Genomic DNA, 18000 nt, shown 5'->3' with positions numbered 1-18000 from the left:
GCTCATGCGGCGAACAGCGCCGCGTGCCGGGTGCGGAGCTCGCGCTTGAGCACCTTGCCGGTGGGGCCGAGCGGGTAGTCCTCGCCCGTCCTGGCGATGACCACCGCGGCCAGCGTGGCCAGGCCCGCCTCGGCCAGCGCCTTGTTGGCCCGGTCCCGCACCTCCTCGGCGGTGGCGTCCGCGGCCTGCGCCTGCGGCCGCACCACGGCGATCGGCCGCTGTCCCTCGCCCGGCGGCCCCGGCACGCCGACGACCGAGCAGTCCTGCACCAGGTCCGCGCAGTCGGCGATGAGGACCTCCTCCAGGGGCAGGCTGTAGACCGGCCCGGCCAGGGTGTCGATGACGTCCACGGTGCGGTCGAGGTGGTAGAACCTGCCCTCGGCGTCCCGGCGGGCCACATCGCCGGTCAGCCAGAAGCCGTTGAGCTCGAAGCTCTCGGTCAGGCGCCGGTCGTTCCAGTAGCCCGGGGTGCGGGAGGGGGTGATCACCCCCAGCAGCCCGACGGTGCCGTCGGGCACCTCCTCGCCGTTCTCGTCCAGCACCGCGGCCCTGATGACGGCCTCCTGCGCCCTGCCCACGCAGCGGTCGTCGCGCGGCGTCTCGGGCGTGAACACCATGCCGAACAGCGCCATGCCCATCTCGGACGAGCCCAGCCCGTCGATGAACTGCGAGCCCGGCAGCGGCCCGTCGGCCGAGGCGCCGGCGGGCAGCAGCCACGGCTTGATCAGCCCGGCCGGACGCTCGCCGAGCTGCACCAGGCGCCGGATGTGCCCGTAGTGGGCGGCGTCGCCGGTGTTGAACCAGGAGTGCACCCGGGCCGCGCCCTCGACCGGCGGCTCGCCGGTGGCCAGCTCGACGAACGTGCGCGGGAACGAGGCGACCATGGTGGGCTGGAACGCCTCCATCACCGGCTCCACCACGGCGCGCCGCCAGTCCGACATGACCACGGTCGGCAGGCCGAGCAGCACCGCGGTGAGGAAGTAGCTCAGGCCGCCCGCGTGCGTGTGCGGCATGAGCGACATGAGCCGGTCGTACGGCTCCGCCGGGAAGCGCTCCATCCTGGCCTGCTTGCCGTCCCAGAAGGACCGGTGGCCGATCGTCGTCGACTTGGGCACCCCGGTGGTGCCGGAGGAGTGGATCAGCCCCACGATGTCGTCCGGCTCGTGCCGGTGGGGATAGGAATCCGGCAGCGTGCCCGAGGCGGCGTCGAAGGCGCGGACCTCGGAGGCGAGCGCGACGAACCGCGGCCGGTTCTGGGGGTCGTCGCGGTAGGCGAGCTGGAGCCGGGTGGTGTCGTCGGCGACGACGCCCACCACGCCCACGTGGTTGAGGTAGCGGACCATGACGTCCGGCCGCATCGCGTCGTTGACCATCGCGGGCACGGCGCCGAGCGCGGTGAGCGCCAGGAAGTGGATCAGCGGCTCCAGGCCCTCGGCCACGACGATCCCGACCGGGTCGCCCGGCCGCACGCCGTTGGCGTGGTACCAGCGGGCGTAGCCGTCGCGCATCCGGGCCAGGTCCAGCAGGCTGTGGCCGCGCAGCACGACCCGGCCGCGGTGGTCGGTGCGGTGGGTGTGGACGAAGGGCACGTCCCGGTGGGGGTTGCCCTCCAGAGCGTGATCGAGGAAGTTGCCCGCGCCCAGGCCGGGCTCGGTCATGAACCGCCGGCGGACGGGCAGGGGGGCGATCGAGGTCATGGTGTTTCCCTCCAGGTGATCTCTGCGGCCACGCGGTGACCTGACCGGATGGCGCCTTCCATGAGGCCGAAGAACTCGGTGCTGGTCTCGGTGCCGGCCCAGTGCACGCGCCCGTGCGGCGCGGTCAGCCCGGGGCCGAGGCGCAGCCAGTCGCCCGGGCCGAACAGGGCCGCGTAGCAGCCCCGGCTGTACGGCTCGTGGACCCAGTCGGTGAGGTGGAACGCGGTCGGCGGCGGCAGTTCGGGGAACAGCCGCGCGGCCTGCGCCACCGCCAGTTCGCGCTGCCCGGAGGCGGGCAGCGCGGCGTAACGGACGGCCTCGGCGCCGGTGACGAAGCCGGTGAGCACGCCCGCCCGCCCGCCGGCGGGCGAGTCGTCCACGGTGGACAGCAGGGGACCCTCGGCGCTGACCGACCAGCCGGACAGGCCCAGCCCCCGCCAGAGCGGCGACGGGTAGACCAGGTGCACCTTCACCGCGCAGCCCGGGCCGGTCACCGGGGTGGAGCGGGGCGCGGGCGGCCCGGGCCGGTGGTCGATCGCGTCGGCGAGCACCGGGGGGACCGCCACCACGGCGTGGGCGCCCCGCACCCGGCCGCGCGGGGTGACGGCGGTGACGCCGCCGGCGTCCTGGTGGAGCGCCAGGACCGGCTCTCCCAGGCGCACCCGCTCGCCCAGCCCGGCGGCCAGCCGTTCGCAGAGCTGATGCGCGCCGCCGGCGATCCGCCACTCCTGCGCGCCTCCCTCGAACGCGTTGAGGTAGCGGATCCCGCCGCCCGAGCGCAGGTAGAAGGCCATGTGCAGGACCGACACGCGGGCCGGGTCGGCGGCCATCATCTCGCCGAGGAACAGCGGGAGGAACAGCCGCGCGTCCGGGTGGCGCAGGCGCTCGGCCGCCCACCGCTCCACGGTCACGCCGTCGAGCCGGGCGGCGTCCTCCGTCAGCCAGGGGGCGTCCGGCCGGACGAGCCGGGTGACCTCCTCCAGCGCGTCGAACATCTCGCCCAGCGCCACCGCGGACAGCGGCGGGAACCGGCCGGGCCGGGTGCGGCCGGCGTCGCGGAGGGCGAACCGGCTGGCTCCCGCCACGGTGGCCGGCGTCGTCTTCAGGTCCAGCTCGGCGAGCAGGGCGGTGAGCGCGGTGTGCCGCTCGCCCAGGTACGCGGCGCCCGCGTCCACCCAGCCGCCCGGCTCGACCTCCAGGCCGCGCGTCCGGCCGCCCACCCGTTCCCGCGCCTCCAGCACGGTGACCTCGGCGCCGCGCGCGACCAGCTCGGCCGCCGCGGTCAGGCCGGCCAGACCGGCTCCCACGACGACGACGTTCACGCCGCCCCCGCGATCTTCTTGGAAAGGGCGCCGGGAGTGGGCGCGTCGAGGAGGTCGTCGAATTCCAGCTCCACGCCGCTCGCTCGCGCGACGGCGCTCAGCACGCGGGTGGCGAGCAGCGAATCCCCGCCCATAACGAAAAAGTCAGAATCAGCGTTGATCTCGGAAATTTCCAGAACTTCGCGGAATACCGCGGATACGGCGTCGACATTCATGGAAGGGGTCTCCTTAAACGGCGGCCGACCGGTATCGCCGGTGCGATCCGGCGCGGTCGACTTTCCCGCTCGCCGTGTGGACGAGCTCGGGTACGACGGTGATCCGGTGCGGAACGAGATGAGCCGGGACGTGCTCGCGCAGGTAGTCCAGGACCTCCCTGGCCAGGGACCCGGTCATGGCGGGGGACGCCGGCCCGGCGGGGGAGCGGGGCACCACGTAGGCGGCGAGCGTCGTGTGGCCGGCGACCGGGACGCCCACCACGGCCACCGCCCCGACCCGCGGATGGCTGGCGATCTGGGCCTCCACCTCGCCCGGGTCCACCCGGACGCCGCGGACCTTGAGCTGGTGGTCCAGCCGCCCCTCGTGGACGAGCGCGCCGTCCGGGCGCCGGCTGACCCGGTCGCCGGTGCGGAAGTACCGGCGCGGCCCGTCGCCGCCTGGGGTGAGGTCGTCCAACTCGACGAACCGCTCGGCGGTGGCCTCCGGCCGGTCCCGGTACCCCAGGGCCAGCGCGGGGCCGCCGACCAGCAGCTCGCCCTCCTCGCTGATCCGCTCGACGACGTGGGGGAGGGGCCGGCCGATCGGCACCCGGTCGTCCGGCGCGCCGGCCGCGGCGTGCGGGCCGTGCAGGTCGACGGCGTGCGTGATGAGCGTGGTCTCGGTGCACCCGTACGTGTTGAGCAGGCGGACGCCGTCCAGGCCGAGGGCGCGCCAGTCGGCCAGCCGTACCGGACTGACCGCCTCCCCGCCGACGACGACCAGCCGCACCGACGGCGGCAGGGCGGCGCGCTCGGCCGTCAGGTGATGGACCAGCTCGTGCCAGAACGCGGTGGGCAGGTCCAGGACCGTGACGCGCTCGGCGTCGATCATCCGCAGCATCCGGTGGAGCGACCCCGCGTACGCGTGGTCGTGGAAGACCAGCGTCGCGCCCGAGGTCAGCGCGGGCAGGATCTCCTCCAGGCAGGTGTCCCAGTTCAGGGAGGCGAACTGGAGCACCCTGTCCTCCGGGGTGATCCCGAACAGCTCGCGCAGCCCGGCCGTCACGACCGAGATCGCGCCCCGTGGCGTCACCACCGGCCGGGGCTCGCCGGTGGAGCCGGAGGTGAACAGGATGTACGCGGGGTCGTCCGGCGAGACCGCCACGCGGCCGGCGACGGCGCTGCCGCCCGGCTCCTCGCCGCGCCCATCCGCGTCGAGCAGGCCTGCCGGGCCGGGGAGCGGCGTCAGGCCGACCCCGGGCGGCACGGCGGAGCCCGGCTCGCCGATCACCACGCGGCAGCCGCTCGCCGCCATCAGCGCCTCCCGCCGCGGCCACGGGTACGCCGGGTCGATCGGGCAGTAGACCCCGCCGGCCGCCAGCGTGCCGAGCAGCGCGGCGACGGTGCCCGCCGAACGCGACGTCAGCACCCCGACCACCCCGGGGTCCGGGCCCAGCCGGCGCGCCGTCGCCCGGACCCAGGCGTCCAGCTCCGCGTACGTGACCGTCCGGTCATGCCGCGTCACGGCCGGGCGGTCCGGATGAAGGCGGGCTGTTTCGGAAAACGCTTCCATCACGTCACGAAATGGATAGGACACGCTTACCCCTTTCCAGAGATGGCCGCATACGGCGCGATACGCAATCCGAAGGCTGTTGCGGTACGAATGCGGGGAAATCGTGTTCATGGTGTTGGAGAGCACTGGATGCGAGCTTGTTTTGGACAGGATGCGCGCTGGACTTCGTCCGGTATCTCCCGCATCACGCGCTGTTACAACGATGTTTCAGACGGAGAGCGATATGTCAGCTGAAACAGACCTGGCAGGTCTGGAGCAGGCCGTGAGAATCGGACTCCTGGGAACGGTCCGGGCGTCGCGGGGACGCCACGAGATCCCGCTCGGCACGCCACGCCAGCGCGCCGTGCTGGCGCTGCTCGCCCTCGACGCCGGACGCACGGTGTCGATGGAGCGGCTGATAGCGGCGTTGTGGGGGGAACGGCCGCCGGCCGGCGCGCGGGGCCTGGTGCAGGGCTACGTGTCGCGGCTCCGGCAGGTCCTGGCCCGGGCGGGCGTCACGATCGTCCACGGCCCGCAGGGCTACCTGCTGGGCCTCGCGGCCGAGCAGGTCGATCTGCACGAGTTCCGGCTGCTGGTGGCGCGGGCGCGCACCATGGAGACGGACGAGGCCCAGGCGGCCGGGATGCGCAGCGCGCTGGCGCTGTGGCGCGGTGAGCCGCTGACCGGCATCACCGGCGGGGAGCTGCTGGACCGGCTGCGCGACACGCTGAGCGAGGAACGGCTGGCCGTCACCGAGGAGTGCCTCAACGCCGAGACCCGCGCCGGACGTGACGCGGTGCTCATCCCCGAGCTGATCGCCCTGGTGGCGACGCACCCCCTGCGCGAGGGGCTGGTGGGCCTGCTCATGGTGGCGCTGTGCCGGGTCGGACGCCGCGCCGACGCGTTGGAGCGTTACGAAAGCACCCGGCGGCACCTCAGCGAGGAGCTGGGCCTGGACCCGGGGCCCGAGTTGCGCCAGCTCCGCCAGCGCATCCTGCGCGGTGACGTGCGCATGGCCCGCGTCCCGCGCCCGGCGGCCGCGGCGCACGCGGCCGTGCCCGCCCAGCTCCCGCCCGAGGCGGGCCCGTTCACCGGCCGCCACCAGGAGCTGAGCGTGCTCGACGAGATCGCGGTCCGCGGCGAGACGGCCGCCGTCGCCATGGTCACCGGCGCGGGCGGCGTCGGCAAGACCGCCCTGGCCGTGCACTGGGGCCACCGGGTCCGCTCGCTGTTCCCCGACGGCCAGCTCTACGTCAACCTGCACGGCTGCTCGCCGGAGCGCCCTCTGCCGCCCATCGAGGCGCTGGGGCGGCTGCTGCGCGCGCTCGGCGTGCCGCCGGAACGGGTGCCGGACACCGTGGAGGAGGCGAGCGCCGCCTACCGCAGCCTGCTGGCCGACCGGCGCGTGCTGGTGGTGCTGGACAACGCCGGCGGCGTCGACCAGGTCCGCCCGCTCCTGCCCGGCGGCCGGCGCTGCGTCACCGTCGTCACCAGCCGCGACCGGCTGACCGGCCTGGTCGCCCGCGACGGCGCGATCCCGGTGCCGCTCGGGATGCTCATGCCCGACGAGGCGGTCTCGCTCTTCGACGCGATCCTCGGCAGCCGCCGATTAGCGGCCGAACCCGCCGCCGCGCTGGAGCTCGCCAGGCTCTGCGGGTACCTGCCCCTGGCGCTGCGGATCGCCGCCGCCGCCATCGTCGCCGCGCCGGGCAGGGACATCGCCGGACAGGCGCGCCGGCTCACCCGGGCCCGGCTGTCCATCCTCGACCTCCACGACGACCCCCAGGCAGCGGTCCGCGGCGCGTTCGCCCTGTCCTACCGCCGCCTCGACCCGCCGTCCCGGCGGCTGTTCCGGCTGCTGGGCCTGCTGCCCTGGCCGGCCTTCACCCGCGAGGAGGCCGCCGCGCTGATCGGCGCCGGCGCCGAGGCGGCCGACCGGCTGCTGGGCCGGCTCGCCGCCGCCCACCTGATCGAGGAGTGCGGGCCCGGCCGCTACACCTTCCACGACCTGATCAGGGAGTACGCGCGCGAACGGGCCTTCGCCGAGGACAGCCCCGTCGCCCGGGACCACGCCCTGGCGGCCCTGCACGCCCTGCTCGGCGAGGAGCCGCCCGCGCCCCGCGCCGGCGACGGCCGGCTCACCGTCGTCGCGGGCATCGCGCCGGAGGCACCCGTACGGCCGCCCGCCCTGACGGACGGCGCCCTGTCGCTCGCGGAGGCGCCGCCGGCGGTTCGGGCGGACGGCGCCCTGTCGCTCGCCGAGGCGCCGCCCGCCGCCCGGGCGGCCGGGCATCACGCCGGCGGGAGCGTGGACCCGCTGGCGCGGTGGGTCGCCATCCGGCGGGCCGGGGTGAGAATGGTCTTCTAGCCGATCAGCGCACGGCCCGTCCGGCGGCGGCGCCGCTCGTCCGAGGGGACGGGCGAGACCGGGCGGGCCCGCCGCTAGATTGCAGGAGTGACGTCCCGGCTGCGGGAGTGACGTCGGTGGTGCGGTGATGGGGGGAGACGGTGCGCGACTCGGCCGCCGGACGGCTGTCCGTGGACTCGGCCGCCGGACAGCTGTCCGTGGACGATCCGGTGGTGGAGGCGGTGCTGACCGCGAGCCGGGCGCTGGTGGCCGTGGCGGCGCGCTCCATCGCCGCCGCCGGCGGCGAGGTGACCCTTCCCCAGTACCGCACCCTGGTCCTGATCGCCGCGCGCGGGCCGCAACGGCTGGCCACTCTGGCCGAGGCGCTCGACGTGAACCAGTCGACCGCCTCGCGCATGTGCGACCGGCTGGTGGCCAAGCGCCTGGTGCGGCGCAGCCGGTCCGCCACCGACAGGCGCACGGTCCGCATCGCCCTCACATCGGAGGGACGAGCCCTGGTCGACGGGGTGACCCGGCACCGCCGCGGCGACCTGGCGCGGATCCTGGCCCAGCTCACCCAGGAGCAGCGAGACGCCATGGTGGCGGCCCTCAACACCTTCAGCCTGGCGGCGGACGAGCAGCCCATCGCCGACAGGCAGTTCCTGGAGGAGCTCTGAAGCCGGGCCGCCGTCTAGGGGAGGTCGCCGCGGCGGGGCGGCCGGGCCAGCTCGCTCAGCGCCTCGTCCAGGGTGGGCGTCATGGCGTCGGCGACGTACGCCTCGACGTGCTCGCCCCCGCCCGCCACGACGAGCCGGCCGCCGGCCTGCGCGGCGTACCGCACCGCGTGCGCGAGCAGGTCGCCGCCCGCCGCGTCGACGGCGCTCAGCCGGTTCGCGTCCACCACGACCAGCGGCGGGACGCGCCGGGCGAGGGCGCGCACCAGGGGCCGCTCCAGCGCGTGCGCCGTCGCCTGGACGAGGGCGCCGCCGAGCGTGAGCACGATCACGGGGCCGGCCTCCCACTCCTGGACCCGAAGGGAGGGCGGCTCCGGCGGGCGTGGCGGGTTCGGGCTCACGGTTGTCCTTCGAAAGGGCGCGACACGACGATGCCGACCAGACTTCCCGGCTCACCGTCGCCGACGGTAGCAGATCCTTGCCCTGTGCAAGAAATGTAGTGGGACATCACCAAGGGCGCGGGCACGGGTAGAGACGGGGGACGACTTCGCCGAAGGAGGCCGCCATGGTGGCTCACGCCGGGGAGAAGGCCCAGAAGACGGGCGTCTTCCACTGCGCGACATGTGACGCGAAGGTCTCGGTCAAGGAGGGGGAGAAGATCCCGAAGTGTCCGAACGGGCACACCCGGTTCGACACCCGCACCCATGAGCCGGGCAACAAGTAGCCGCCGTTGGGCCGGCTGGCGAGTAGCCGCCGTTGAGGCCGGACGGCGAGCAGCCGCCGTTGAGCCGGACAACTAGTAGCCGCCGTTGGGCCGGGCAACGAGCAGCCGCCGCGGGGATCCGGCGCCGCGGCCCCGTCCGGTGGCCGCCGTACCGTGATTGCTCCGTGCAAATCTTGCACACTGCGCTGAACCCTCGGCTGCGGCGCGGGCGTATCCCGGAGTGACCAGCATCACTCGGCAGGGCCTCCCGCGAGGCCCCGGAAGGGATGACGCGCATGAGACTCGGCCGAAGCCGCGGGGTCCTCGTCAGCTGCGCCGCCGTCGCGCTGTGCGCGCTGGCCGCCTGCGCCCAGTACACGCCTACGCCGCGCTCCGGCGCCGCGGGGCTCGGCACGGCGCCGCCCGCCGCCGGGACCGGTCCGGCCGGCTCGCCCGTCCCCGCCCCGGTCGCGGCGGAGGCCGCCGCCGACGCCGGCACCCGGGAGACCAGGTGGGGGCCGTTGTCGGAGACCGACCGCGACCTCATCAAGAAGGTCCGGCTGGCGAGCCTGTGGGAGATGCCCATGGCCCAGGACGCGATGCAGCGCGCCAGCAGGGCGAAGGTCCGCGAGGTCAGCAGGCGGATCGCGGCCCAGCACCACACGCTGGACGAGCAGGTCCGCGACCTGGCCGCGAAACTGGACGTCACGCTGCCGGTGAAGCCCACGGACGAGCAGCAGACATGGATGAGCGACATAACCGGCAGATCCGGATCCGCCTATGACGTGACCTACGTCAAGTGGCTCCGCCTGGCCCACGGCAAGATCTTCACCCTGATCGGCACCGTGCGCGGCACCACGCAGAACACCCTGGTCCGCCGCTTCTCCGAGCAGGCCAACGCCGCGGTGCTCAACCACCAGCGGCTGCTGGAGAGCACCGGCCTGACCACACCCGAGAGCTTTCCCGCGCCGCCCGCCTGACGGGGCCGCGCGGCCGGTGATCGTTCCGGCTCGCCAGGGCGGCCCGTTGTTGGCATAGTGGACAACAACACTGTTGGCAGAGTGGACAACAACTCTCGCCCGTCCTGGAAGGGAGCGACGTGGCCGAACGACGGCGCCGACGGCGGGCCCCCGAGCAGTCACGCGAGGAGATCCTCGACGCCGCGACCGAACTGATCGCCCGGCACGGGCCGAACGGCGTGGGCCTGCGCCGGGTCGCCGACGCGGTCGGCGTCACGCACGGGCTGGTGACCCACTACTTCGGCACCTACGACGCGCTGGTCCAGGCCGTGCTGCGGCGCGAGAACGAGCGTCAGCGCGAGCGGTTGCGCGAACGCATGCGCGCCGACCAGGGCGTGCCGTACTCCGAGGGCATGACGCGGGTGCTGTTCGAGACGCTGGCCGACGAGCGCTACGTCCGCCTGTGGGCCTGGTCGATGCTGCACGCGGAAGGCCCGGGCAGCGTGTCGGAGGGATTGTCCGGTTTCGTGGACGCGATGGAGGCCGGCATCCGCATCGTCCTGCCCGCGGACCGGATGCCGGACCGCGCCCGGATCGAGGCGGTGGTGCTGCTCGGGCTGTCGGCGTCCTACGGGTTCGCGCTCGGGAAGCGGTCCTGGCTCACCGGGCTCGGCCACGACCCGGCCGAACCGGCGCACGAGGCCGCATTCCGTACGGCGCTGGCCTCGGTGCTGGCCGGCCACCTGGAAGGGAAGTCCTGATGGCGGGGTTCGCGGCGTTACTCGCGGCCGGAACGGCGGTGGCCGGATCGGTGGCCGAAGACGCGGACGGCGCCGGGCGGCTGCCGGTGTTCGTCGGCCTGTTCGTGGTCGTGGTGGTCGTGGTGACGAGGACGCGCGGACGGGAGCTCCGGCCCGTCAAGCTGCTGGCGCTGCCGATCATCCTGCTGGCCGCCGGTCTCGCGCCGGTCCTCCCGCTCCTGCCGGAGGTGGAGCTGCACGGCATCGACTACCAGCTCATCGCCGCCGACCTGGCGGTGTCGGTCGGCCTGGGGGTCGTCCGCGGGTTCACCGTGCAGATCTACCCCAAGCTCGCCGCGACGTGGTACCGGTACGGGCCGGCGACCGTCGCCCTGTGGTGCCTGTCCATCGGCCTCCGCTTCCTCCTCGGGGGCTACGGCGCCGGCCACGCCGCCACCGCGCTGTCGACGAGCGCGAGCGTCATCTTCATGCTCGGCCTGACCTTGTTGTCGCAGAACGTGGTCGTGATAGCCAGGCGTCGATCCGGCGTGGGCGTGGGCGTGAGCGTGAGCGGGTAGCGAGGTCGGCCCGGTACGGGTGCGGGGCCCGTCCGGAAATGGCATGGCCGCCGGCGACGCCGTTTCCGGACGGGCCGCCTCGGTGGCGTCGGCGGCCTCGGTGGTGTCGGCGGCCTCCCGCCGGGAGGCCGTCTCCCCGGCCTCGGCCGGCGCCTCCCTGCGGGCGAACCCGCCAACTACGCCCACGCCCGCATGACGGCCCTGTGGTTCATGCCGGCGGGAGTCGCCCCTTCGGCCTCGGACCGCTCGCCAGGAGAACGGTGATCAGCGCCGGTGCGCCGCCCGCCGACACCGGGGTGGGCTGCCTAGCCGACATCCGATGGACTCGCCTGGTGCTCGGCGTCCAGATCTCACCCCTGGATCCCGTGTCAGGGAGGCCGGCCGTTGATCGTCCTGGGAACGCCGGCGCCGGCGGCCACGCGAGACCGGTCGTCCTGATCCGGACGATCCACGCCGCCCGTCCGCGCCGCTGTGCCCGTCCGCGCCGCTGTGCCCGTCCGCGCCCGCTGTGCCCGTCCGTGTCCGCCCGCGCCCGCCCCCGCCGGTCCGCGCCCGCCGTGCCCGTCCGCGCCAGCGCTCGCCCGCGTCGGCGGCCCCCTCGGCCGACCCGGGACCAGTGCCGGTGCCGGTGCCGGTGGCTGTCAGGTCTCCGTGGCGGGGCAGGTGGCGCAGCAGGCGTCGCCGCGCCAGCTGTCGCGTCCCTCCTTCACCGCCACCGCGGCGATGACCAGCGCGGCGACGGGATCAGCCCAGCTCAGGCCGAAGAGGCTGTTGAGCGCCAACCCCGCCAGCAGCACGGCGGACAGATACGTGCACAGCAGGGTCTGCTTGGAGTCGGCCACCGCCGAGGCGGAGCCGAGCTCGCGGCCGGCGCGACGCTGCGCGTATGACAGGAACGGCATGACGACCAGCGAGAACGCGGCCAGGATGAGGCCGGGCGTGGAGTGCTCGACCGTGGCGGCGCCGAGCAGGGCGCGGACGGCGTCGAAGGTCACGTACGCGGCCAGAGCGAAGAACGACAGGGCGATGACGCGCAATGCCGCGCGCTCCCGGCGCTCGTGGTCGGTTGCCGAGAACTGCCAGGCCACCGCGGCTGCCGAGGCCACCTCGACGACGGAGTCGAGCCCGAAACCGATCAGCGCGGCGGACGAGGCGGCCGCGCCGGCGGTGAGGGCCACCACGGCCTCGATCACGTTGTAGGTGATGGTCGCCGCCACCAGCAGCCGGATCCGGCGGCGCAGCGCGGCCCGCCGGGCCGGGGCGGGGCCGAGAGTGATGCCGGGCAGGTCCGAGGCGCTCATGACACCGGCTCCCCACCGACCGGGGGCTGCTTGTCGGCCAGCGACTCCCCAGCGGCGAGCGGCTCCCCAGTGGTGAGCGGCTCTCCAGGGGCCAGCGGCTCCCCACCGTCGAGCGGCGCCCCGCTGGTCAGCAACTCGCCGCGGTCCCCGCCGGACACCGCCTTCTTCGCGCCGCGTCCCCGCCGGACACCGCCTTCCCGCCTGGCACGGTGCACGGCCTTCCCACCAGACGCCATCTCCCCGGCGGGCGCCGGCTCGGCTCTGTCGCCAGTGAGCACGTGGACGGGGCGCAGAGCGACCGTGTGCCCGGTGGCGGCCAGCAACTGCTCGGCCGAGGCGAGCATGTCCAGCAACTCCGGACGCGTGAGGGAGTAGAACGACTGGCGTCCCTCGGCGCGGTAGTCGATCAGGCCGCAGTCGCGCAGGCAAGCCAGGTGCTTGGAGACCGTGGACTGGGCGAGGCCGAGTTGGGTGGTGAGGTCCACCACGCGGGCCTCGCCACGGGCCAGCCGCCGCACGATCCGCAGCCGGGTCTCGTCGGCAAGAGAGTGGAACAGCGCCGCCGCGGGCAAGACCCCGGCCGCGATCTCCGCACTGACACACCGGCCGCCGTCGTCGGTATTCATCGCCATATGGCGATGATAGCCCGGGTTTGTGATTTATAGCGGCACCGCGCACATGTTCACTTTTTGTCACGGATTTCGTAACGCAAGGCGCTTTGCCCCGAACGGGAGCGCGCTTACTCCCCTGATCGCAGCTCTATGATGTGTTTATGATGTACACGCAAGAGCTCGGCGGGCGGTGCTGATGCACGAGACCGTCATCCCGATCCTCCCGTGCCGGGACATCGACGAGGTGGCCGCGTTCTACGGCATGCTCGGCTTCGACACGACCCACCGTCAGACCCGCCCGAACCCGTACCTCGCTCTCCGGCGCGACGGCATCGAACTGCACTTCGCCGGCATCGCCGGCTTCGACCCGGAGCAGTCGTACGGCTCCTGCATCGTCGCCGTGGACGACACCGCGGGCCTGTTCGAGGACTTCGCCGCGAGCATGCGGGCCGCCCACGGAAAGCTGCTGCTCACCGGCATCCCGCGCATCACCCGGCCGCGGAAGCGGAAGAACACCGGCGACGTCGCGGGGTTCACCGTCGTGGACCCGGGCGGCAACTGGATCCGCATCTTCCGCTCCAAGGCCGAACCCGCCCCCGCGGACTCCGGCGACGCGGCGAGCGGGCCGTTGGCGCGGGCGCTGGAGAACGCCATCGTCCAAGGGGAGGCCAGGGGCGACACCCGTCAGGCCGCGAAGATCCTGGACGGCAAGCTCGCCGGGGCCGACGACGCCACCCCGGTCACCACCCTGGTCGAGGCCCTCGTCTACCGGGCCGAACTGGCGGTCCGGCTCGGCGACCTCGACACGGCCGAGCGCCTGCTGGCCCGCGTCGCGGCCACGCCCCTGGACGACTCACAACGGGAGCGCCTCTCTGACGCCCTGGCCAACGCGGCGGACCTGGAGCTCGCCGTACGGCCCGCAGTTCTCTGACCTGGTCGCCGCCTTCCGCCACCGGCTCCGTTGCGGGGGTCTGTCGGCTGGCGGACCGGGAAGTGCCCAGACCGGCGAAGAAGCGGTGGGTGTCGAGCATGGCGAGCATGTGGTCCGCGGTGGGGCCGCGCTCGGTCATCCGGCGGCCGGTGGTGAGGTCATGCGCGTCCAGACGGTGCCCGTGGTGGGGGCACGGGCACCGGTGCGGTACGCCGTCCCTGCGCGGCGGGGTGCAAGACGGCCAGATAGCGGCCAGATATACGATGTGCCTCTCTGAAGCGTCATTCGCCGCAAAAGCCGCAAAGGAGGGCAGTGGATCTCGTCGAGCAGGGCGACGCCTTCGCCGCCTTCTGGCAGGAGCGGCATCTGTGCACGCTCTCCACCGCCCGTCCCGGCGGCCCGCCGCACGTCGTCCCGGTGGGTGCGACGCTCGACCTGCGGACCGGTGTCGCCCGGGTGATCACCTCGGGCGCCTCGGTCAAGGCGCGGCTCGTCGGTGAGGAGGGCGCGTCGGTGTCGCTCTGCCAGGTGGACGGCCGCCGCTGGTCCACGCTGGAGGGCAGGGCGGTGCTGCGTACCGGGGCGGAGGAGGTGGCCGACGCCGAACGGCGCTACGCCGCCCGCTACAAGCCGCCCCGCCCCAACCCGTCGCGCGTGGTGCTGGAGATCAAGGTGACCCGTGTGCTGGGCAACGTGTGACCACCGTCGTCGCGTCGGGGCGGACGGCTGAGACGGGCACGGGCCTCCGACTTCAGGAGTACCGCTCGCACACGGTGAAGCTGGTGCTCTTGGCGGCCTTCGTAGGGGTGAGCAGGCGGAAGACGACGGTGTGCCTGCCCGGCTCGAACGCGCCGAACGGGTTGCGCTGGTTCTTGGCCGTCCCTTTCACCCAGTCCGTCTTCCAGCCCTCGTCCTGGCCGTCCACGATCCACCGGTAGCCGTACTCGGTCAGTTTCCCGGACGGCCCCTGGAGCACGGCGACCGGGAAGAGACTCGGGGACCAGCAGCCCTTCTCCGTCTTCAGGCCGTCCAGCGTCAGGGACACCAGGCGGACGCCGCCGCTCGCGGCCGCGGTCGCGCTCCTCGTGGGAGTGGCCCGCTGTCGGGAGGCCGTCGGCGCGGGGGTGGTCGGTTCAGCGGTGGTGGGCTTGGCGGTGGTCGGCTTCGGGGTCCTGGAGGTCGGCCTGGGGGTCGGCTTCCGTCCGGTGGGCGTGGTCTTGGGGCGGACGGCCGGGGTGGAGCCGGTCGTCGTGGCCGTCCCGTCCTTCGTCCCGGCCGTGGCGGTCGGGGTCTTCGTGCCGGTCGTGGCGTTCACGGACGCCGTGGCGCCGGACGGGCGGGCCGGGGACGCGGTCGTCGCCGGAGCGGGCATCCAGATGATCGCCCCGGCCACCAGGGCAGCGGACACCGCCAGCGCCCCGGCGCCCGCCAGGATCGCCCTGCCGGGCCGGCGGTTCACGCCACGGGTCGCCGCACCGTCATGACGTCCGGCCGCGAGGGGCGCAGGAGCGTAGCCTCCGGCCGTCAGCTGCGGGGGAGGGTGGCCTCCGGCCGTGAGGTGCGGGGGAGGGTGGCCTCCCGCTGCGAGCTGCGCGTCGGCGTGGCCTGCCGCCGCCGGGTGCGGGCGAGGGTGAGGTCCCGGCGCCGGGCTCGCGGGAGGGGCGGGCCGGGACCCGATGAGCCAGAGCAGCACGTCCTGCATGGCGGGCCGGGCGGACGGGTCCTTGGCCAGGCACGCGAGCACGACCGGGCGCAGCGGCGCGGGGAGGTCGCCCAGGAACGGCTCGTCATGCAGGATGCGGCGGATCACCGCGGGCAGCGAGTCGTCGCCGAACGGCGGCGACCCGGTCGCGGCGAACACGATCACCGACGCCCAGGCGAAGACGTCCGCCTCCGGACCGACCGGCGCTCCGGCGAGCTGTTCCGGAGCCATGTAGGCGGGCGTGCCCACGACGCTGCTCGTCACGGTCAGCGACTGTCCGGCCGTCCGCGCGATGCCGAAGTCGATGACGCGCGGGCCGTCGCGCCCGAGCAGGACGTTGGCCGGCTTGAAGTCACGGTGCACCACCCCGGCGCGGTGGATGGCGGCCAGCGCGGTCGCGGTCGCGACCGCGAGCCGTTGCAGGTCGGCGCCGGCGTGGCGGCCCGCCTGCCGGAGCGTGGGTCCTTCGACGTACTCCGTCACGATGTACGGCCGGCCGCCCAGCGACGCGTCGAGAACCTGCGCGACGCAGAACGGCTCCACCCGGCGGGCGGCGTCGATCTCCTTGGCGAAGCGGTGGTCGCCCGTCAGCCCGTCCTGCAGGACCTTGACGGCGACCCGCCGCCCGTCGGGCGCCTGGGCCAGGTAGACCACGCCCTGTCCGCCCGCCCCGAGCCGTCCGAGCAGGCGGTAGGGGCCGACGGCGGCCGGGTCGTCGGGCTGGAGCGGCGGGGCCGTCACTGGTCGTCGTCCGGGCAGATGGTGAACCTGAGCGTCTTCGACGAGGTGGTGGGCCCGGTCACGCGCAGGATGACGGTGTGCGGCCCTTCGGTCTTGACGAGCGGGCCGACGAGCTGAAAGGTGTGGGACTCCGCGATGGGTGCCTCCGAACGCTCCTTGACCTGGCCGTCGAGGACCCATTCGTAGCGGAACGTGGTGGCCAACCTGGTCCCCTCCACGACGCCGAAGGTGTTGGTGTCGTTGATGTGGCAGCCGCGGGCGGTGTCCGTCCCGGGGCTCTGGGCGCGGATCGACAGGACCCTGAACGACCCGCCGCCGCTCGGCCCGGCGGACCGGGTGGGTCTCCCCGTGGAAGCCGTCGAGGTGGCCTTGCGCGTCGGCTGCCTGGACGGTTCGAGGGTCGGCCGCCGTGCCGCTGCCGACGTGGACTTGCGACCCGGCCGGGGAGTGGACGGCTTGCCCGTCCGTTTCGCGTGCCCGGGGGTCGCTGTCGGAGCCGGTGTCGTGCCGGTGGAGAGCGCGAGCGCCTCCGCGGGCGGGCGCCGCCGCTCGATGACCCAGCCGTTCATGGCGGCCCAGACGACGCCGCCCGCCACCGCCAGCGCCACCGCGGCGGCCCCGGCGACCCACCGCCCCTTGCTTACCCGGCGCCCCGGCCTCCCGAGAGCCGATCCCGGCCCGCCGTCGCCGGGATCCGCCGCCGGGCGTGCCGCTGCATGCCCGGGACCGGCGGCGGCGACCGCCCGGCCGCCCAGCAGGCGCAGCAGCACCTGCTCCATGGACGGGCGGCGCGCGGGATCCTTGGCCAGGCACTCGAGCACGATCGCGCGTAACGGCTGCGGCAGCTCGCCGAGCTGCGGCTCGTTGTGCAGGATCCGGTTGATCACGGCGGGGAGCGTGTCCTCGCCGAACGGCGGCGACCCGGTCGCGGCGAACCCCATCGCCGAACCCCAGGCGAACACGTCGGCGGCGGGCCCGACCGGCGCCCCGGCGAGCTGCTCGGGCGCCATGTAGGCGGGGGTCCCCACGATGCCGCCGGCCCCGGCCGCCCCCGCTTCGGCGGACCGGGCGATCCCGAAGTCGATCACCCGGGGGCCGCCGTGTCCCAGCAGCACGTTGGCGGGTTTGAAGTCGCGGTGGACGATGCCCGCCTGGTGGATGGCCGCCAGCGCGGTCGCGGTCGCGACCGCGAGCCGTTGCAGGTCGGCGCCGGCGTGGCGGCCAGCCTGCTGGAGCGAGGGCCCTTCGACGTACTCGGTCACGATGTACGGCCGGTCCCCGGGCGAGGCGTCGAGCACCTGCGCGACGCAGAACGGCTCCACCCGGCGGGCGGCGTCGATCTCCTCGAGGAAGCGCCCGCCGGCCTGCCCTTCCCGCAGGACCTTGACCGCGACCGGCCTGCCGTCGGGCGCCGACGCGAGATAGACGACGCCCTGCCCGCCCGCGCCCAGACGGCCGAGGAGCCGGTAGGGGCCCACGGCCGCGGGGTCGCCCTCCCGGAGGGGTTCGGCTCGCGGCATGGCACTCCTGTGACGGCGGATGGATCATCAGCACCCTAGCGAGGATGTCTGACTCGCATTGACCACTCACGGCAAACAGCGCCATCCGGGCGGTCCGCTTGTTTCCCCGGCATGCGCGACGACACCGCAGAAAACGCCGCCGTTGCCCGCGCCGATCCTTGGTGCCGGAACCGTCGCCGTGGCCGGGTGCGCCCGGCCGTTCGGGGAGATCGCAGGAGTCCGTGTCGTACGACCTCATCCGGCGCGACCGGCCGGCCTTCCTCGTGGCCGGCGGCACGTGGCTCGCCCACCACAGGCTCTTCCGCTTCATGGCCGCCGCCGACGCCTGGTGCCGTGGTCGAGCAAGACGTTCCTGACATGGGGGATCTTCACCGCCGTTGTCATGATCTTCGCGCTGCCGCCGTTGTATCGTGCTGCCCCTGATCTGC

At 74.1% G+C, this 18000-nt stretch carries 17 protein-coding genes and 1 pseudogene; 9 read left to right on the top strand and 9 right to left on the bottom strand.

The window, feature by feature from the left end; genetic code table 11:
- Positions 1–2: 2 nt before the first annotated feature.
- The 4 genes from HT134_RS04395 to HT134_RS04380 are packed head-to-tail and all read right to left on the bottom strand — an operon-like array spanning position 3 to position 4786.
- Positions 3–1697, bottom strand: a complete 1695-nt coding sequence (locus HT134_RS04395) for a class I adenylate-forming enzyme family protein (RefSeq protein WP_175598925.1) — start codon at positions 1695–1697, stop codon at positions 3–5.
- Positions 1694–3019 carry a flavin monoamine oxidase family protein gene (locus HT134_RS04390; RefSeq protein WP_175598924.1) on the bottom strand — a complete coding sequence of 442 codons (1326 nt, stop codon included), beginning with the start codon at positions 3017–3019 and terminating at the stop codon, positions 1694–1696. The genes HT134_RS04395 and HT134_RS04390 overlap by 4 nt, the downstream gene beginning before the upstream one ends.
- On the bottom strand, positions 3016–3234 hold the full coding sequence (locus HT134_RS04385) for a phosphopantetheine-binding protein (RefSeq protein ID WP_175598923.1): 219 nt from the start codon (positions 3232–3234) through the stop codon (positions 3016–3018). The genes HT134_RS04390 and HT134_RS04385 overlap by 4 nt, the downstream gene beginning before the upstream one ends.
- Before the next feature lie 13 nt (positions 3235–3247).
- The gene (locus HT134_RS04380; protein ID WP_246363536.1) at positions 3248–4786 is read right to left on the bottom strand and encodes an amino acid adenylation domain-containing protein; all 1539 of its coding nucleotides are present in this window, start codon (positions 4784–4786) and stop codon (positions 3248–3250) included.
- A 262-nt stretch (positions 4787–5048) separates the two neighbouring features.
- Between HT134_RS04380 and HT134_RS04375 the strand changes: the two genes are divergently transcribed.
- Positions 5049–7133 carry an AfsR/SARP family transcriptional regulator gene (locus HT134_RS04375; protein WP_175598921.1) on the top strand — a complete coding sequence of 695 codons (2085 nt, stop codon included), beginning with the start codon at positions 5049–5051 and terminating at the stop codon, positions 7131–7133.
- A 140-nt stretch (positions 7134–7273) separates the two neighbouring features.
- Positions 7274–7789, top strand: a complete 516-nt coding sequence (locus HT134_RS04370) for a MarR family transcriptional regulator (RefSeq protein WP_312887967.1) — start codon at positions 7274–7276, stop codon at positions 7787–7789.
- A 14-nt stretch (positions 7790–7803) separates the two neighbouring features.
- Here the strand turns inward: HT134_RS04370 and HT134_RS04365 are convergent, their stop codons facing one another.
- A complete protein-coding gene (locus HT134_RS04365; RefSeq protein WP_175598920.1) occupies positions 7804–8118 on the bottom strand; it encodes an STAS domain-containing protein in 315 nt (104 codons plus the stop codon).
- A gap of 233 nt (positions 8119–8351) precedes the next feature.
- Here HT134_RS04365 and HT134_RS04360 point away from each other — a divergent pair, with 233 nt between their 5' ends.
- The 4 genes from HT134_RS04360 to HT134_RS04345 all read left to right on the top strand — a co-directional run bounded on the left by HT134_RS04360 (position 8352) and on the right by HT134_RS04345 (position 10766).
- Positions 8352–8510: a zinc ribbon-containing protein gene (locus HT134_RS04360; RefSeq protein ID WP_175598919.1), complete on the top strand. Its 159-nt coding sequence runs from the start codon at positions 8352–8354 to the stop codon at positions 8508–8510.
- A 275-nt stretch (positions 8511–8785) separates the two neighbouring features.
- Positions 8786–9469, top strand: a complete 684-nt coding sequence (locus HT134_RS04355; protein ID WP_175598918.1) for a DUF4142 domain-containing protein — start codon at positions 8786–8788, stop codon at positions 9467–9469.
- 119 nt (positions 9470–9588) lie between these two features.
- A complete protein-coding gene (locus tag HT134_RS04350) occupies positions 9589–10209 on the top strand; it encodes a TetR/AcrR family transcriptional regulator (RefSeq protein ID WP_312887966.1) in 621 nt (206 codons plus the stop codon).
- Positions 10209–10766 (top strand): hypothetical protein, encoded by a 558-nt coding sequence (locus HT134_RS04345; protein WP_175598917.1) that lies wholly within the window; start codon positions 10209–10211, stop codon positions 10764–10766. Before HT134_RS04350 ends, HT134_RS04345 begins: the two co-directional genes overlap by 1 nt.
- 641 nt (positions 10767–11407) lie before the next feature.
- Here the strand turns inward: HT134_RS04345 and HT134_RS04340 are convergent.
- Positions 11408–12067, bottom strand: a complete 660-nt coding sequence (locus tag HT134_RS04340) for a cation efflux transmembrane domain-containing protein (RefSeq protein WP_175598916.1) — start codon at positions 12065–12067, stop codon at positions 11408–11410.
- Positions 12068–12351: 284 nt separating this feature from the next.
- Positions 12352–12693, bottom strand: a pseudogene (locus HT134_RS04335) (ArsR/SmtB family transcription factor); the annotation flags it as partial.
- Positions 12694–12874: 181 nt separating this feature from the next.
- Here HT134_RS04335 and HT134_RS04330 point away from each other — a divergent pair.
- Both HT134_RS04330 and HT134_RS04325 read left to right on the top strand, forming a co-directional pair.
- Positions 12875–13609 (top strand): DUF8817 family protein, encoded by a 735-nt coding sequence (locus tag HT134_RS04330; protein WP_217707171.1) that lies wholly within the window; start codon positions 12875–12877, stop codon positions 13607–13609.
- A gap of 312 nt (positions 13610–13921) precedes the next feature.
- Entirely contained in the window at positions 13922–14308 is a 387-nt protein-coding gene (locus HT134_RS04325; RefSeq protein ID WP_175598915.1) for a pyridoxamine 5'-phosphate oxidase family protein, read from the top strand.
- 52 nt (positions 14309–14360) lie between these two features.
- On the opposite strand, the gene HT134_RS04320 is transcribed toward HT134_RS04325, so the two are convergent.
- Positions 14361–16052: a serine/threonine-protein kinase gene (locus HT134_RS04320; RefSeq protein ID WP_175598914.1), complete on the bottom strand. Its 1692-nt coding sequence runs from the start codon at positions 16050–16052 to the stop codon at positions 14361–14363.
- Positions 16049–17572: a serine/threonine-protein kinase gene (locus tag HT134_RS04315; protein WP_175598913.1), complete on the bottom strand. Its 1524-nt coding sequence runs from the start codon at positions 17570–17572 to the stop codon at positions 16049–16051. Before HT134_RS04315 ends, HT134_RS04320 begins: the two co-directional genes overlap by 4 nt.
- A 221-nt stretch (positions 17573–17793) precedes the next feature.
- Here HT134_RS04315 and HT134_RS46715 point away from each other — a divergent pair, with 221 nt between their 5' ends.
- Positions 17794–17928 (top strand): hypothetical protein, encoded by a 135-nt coding sequence (locus HT134_RS46715; RefSeq protein WP_281387366.1) that lies wholly within the window; start codon positions 17794–17796, stop codon positions 17926–17928.
- The last annotated feature ends 72 nt before the right edge of the window (positions 17929–18000 follow it).

It is taken from the genome of Nonomuraea rhodomycinica, from assembly GCF_013363995.1.
Lineage (GTDB): Bacteria > Actinomycetota > Actinomycetes > Streptosporangiales > Streptosporangiaceae > Nonomuraea > Nonomuraea rhodomycinica.
This window is presented reverse-complemented; position numbering and strand designations above follow the sequence as displayed.

Coding starts and splice junctions, on each gene's coding strand:
- HT134_RS04395 (WP_175598925.1), bottom strand. CDS start 1,697: ATGACCTCGATCGCCCCCCTGCCCGTCCGCCGGCGGTTCATGACCGAG.
- HT134_RS04385 (WP_175598923.1), bottom strand. CDS start 3,234: ATGAATGTCGACGCCGTATCCGCGGTATTCCGCGAAGTTCTGGAAATT.
- HT134_RS04380 (WP_246363536.1), bottom strand. CDS start 4,786: ATGGAAGCGTTTTCCGAAACAGCCCGCCTTCATCCGGACCGCCCGGCC.
- HT134_RS04360 (WP_175598919.1), top strand. CDS start 8,352: ATGGTGGCTCACGCCGGGGAGAAGGCCCAGAAGACGGGCGTCTTCCAC.
- HT134_RS04355 (WP_175598918.1), top strand. CDS start 8,786: ATGAGACTCGGCCGAAGCCGCGGGGTCCTCGTCAGCTGCGCCGCCGTC.
- HT134_RS04345 (WP_175598917.1), top strand. CDS start 10,209: ATGGCGGGGTTCGCGGCGTTACTCGCGGCCGGAACGGCGGTGGCCGGA.
- HT134_RS04340 (WP_175598916.1), bottom strand. CDS start 12,067: ATGAGCGCCTCGGACCTGCCCGGCATCACTCTCGGCCCCGCCCCGGCC.
- HT134_RS04330 (WP_217707171.1), top strand. CDS start 12,875: ATGCACGAGACCGTCATCCCGATCCTCCCGTGCCGGGACATCGACGAG.
- HT134_RS04315 (WP_175598913.1), bottom strand. CDS start 17,572: ATGCCGCGAGCCGAACCCCTCCGGGAGGGCGACCCCGCGGCCGTGGGC.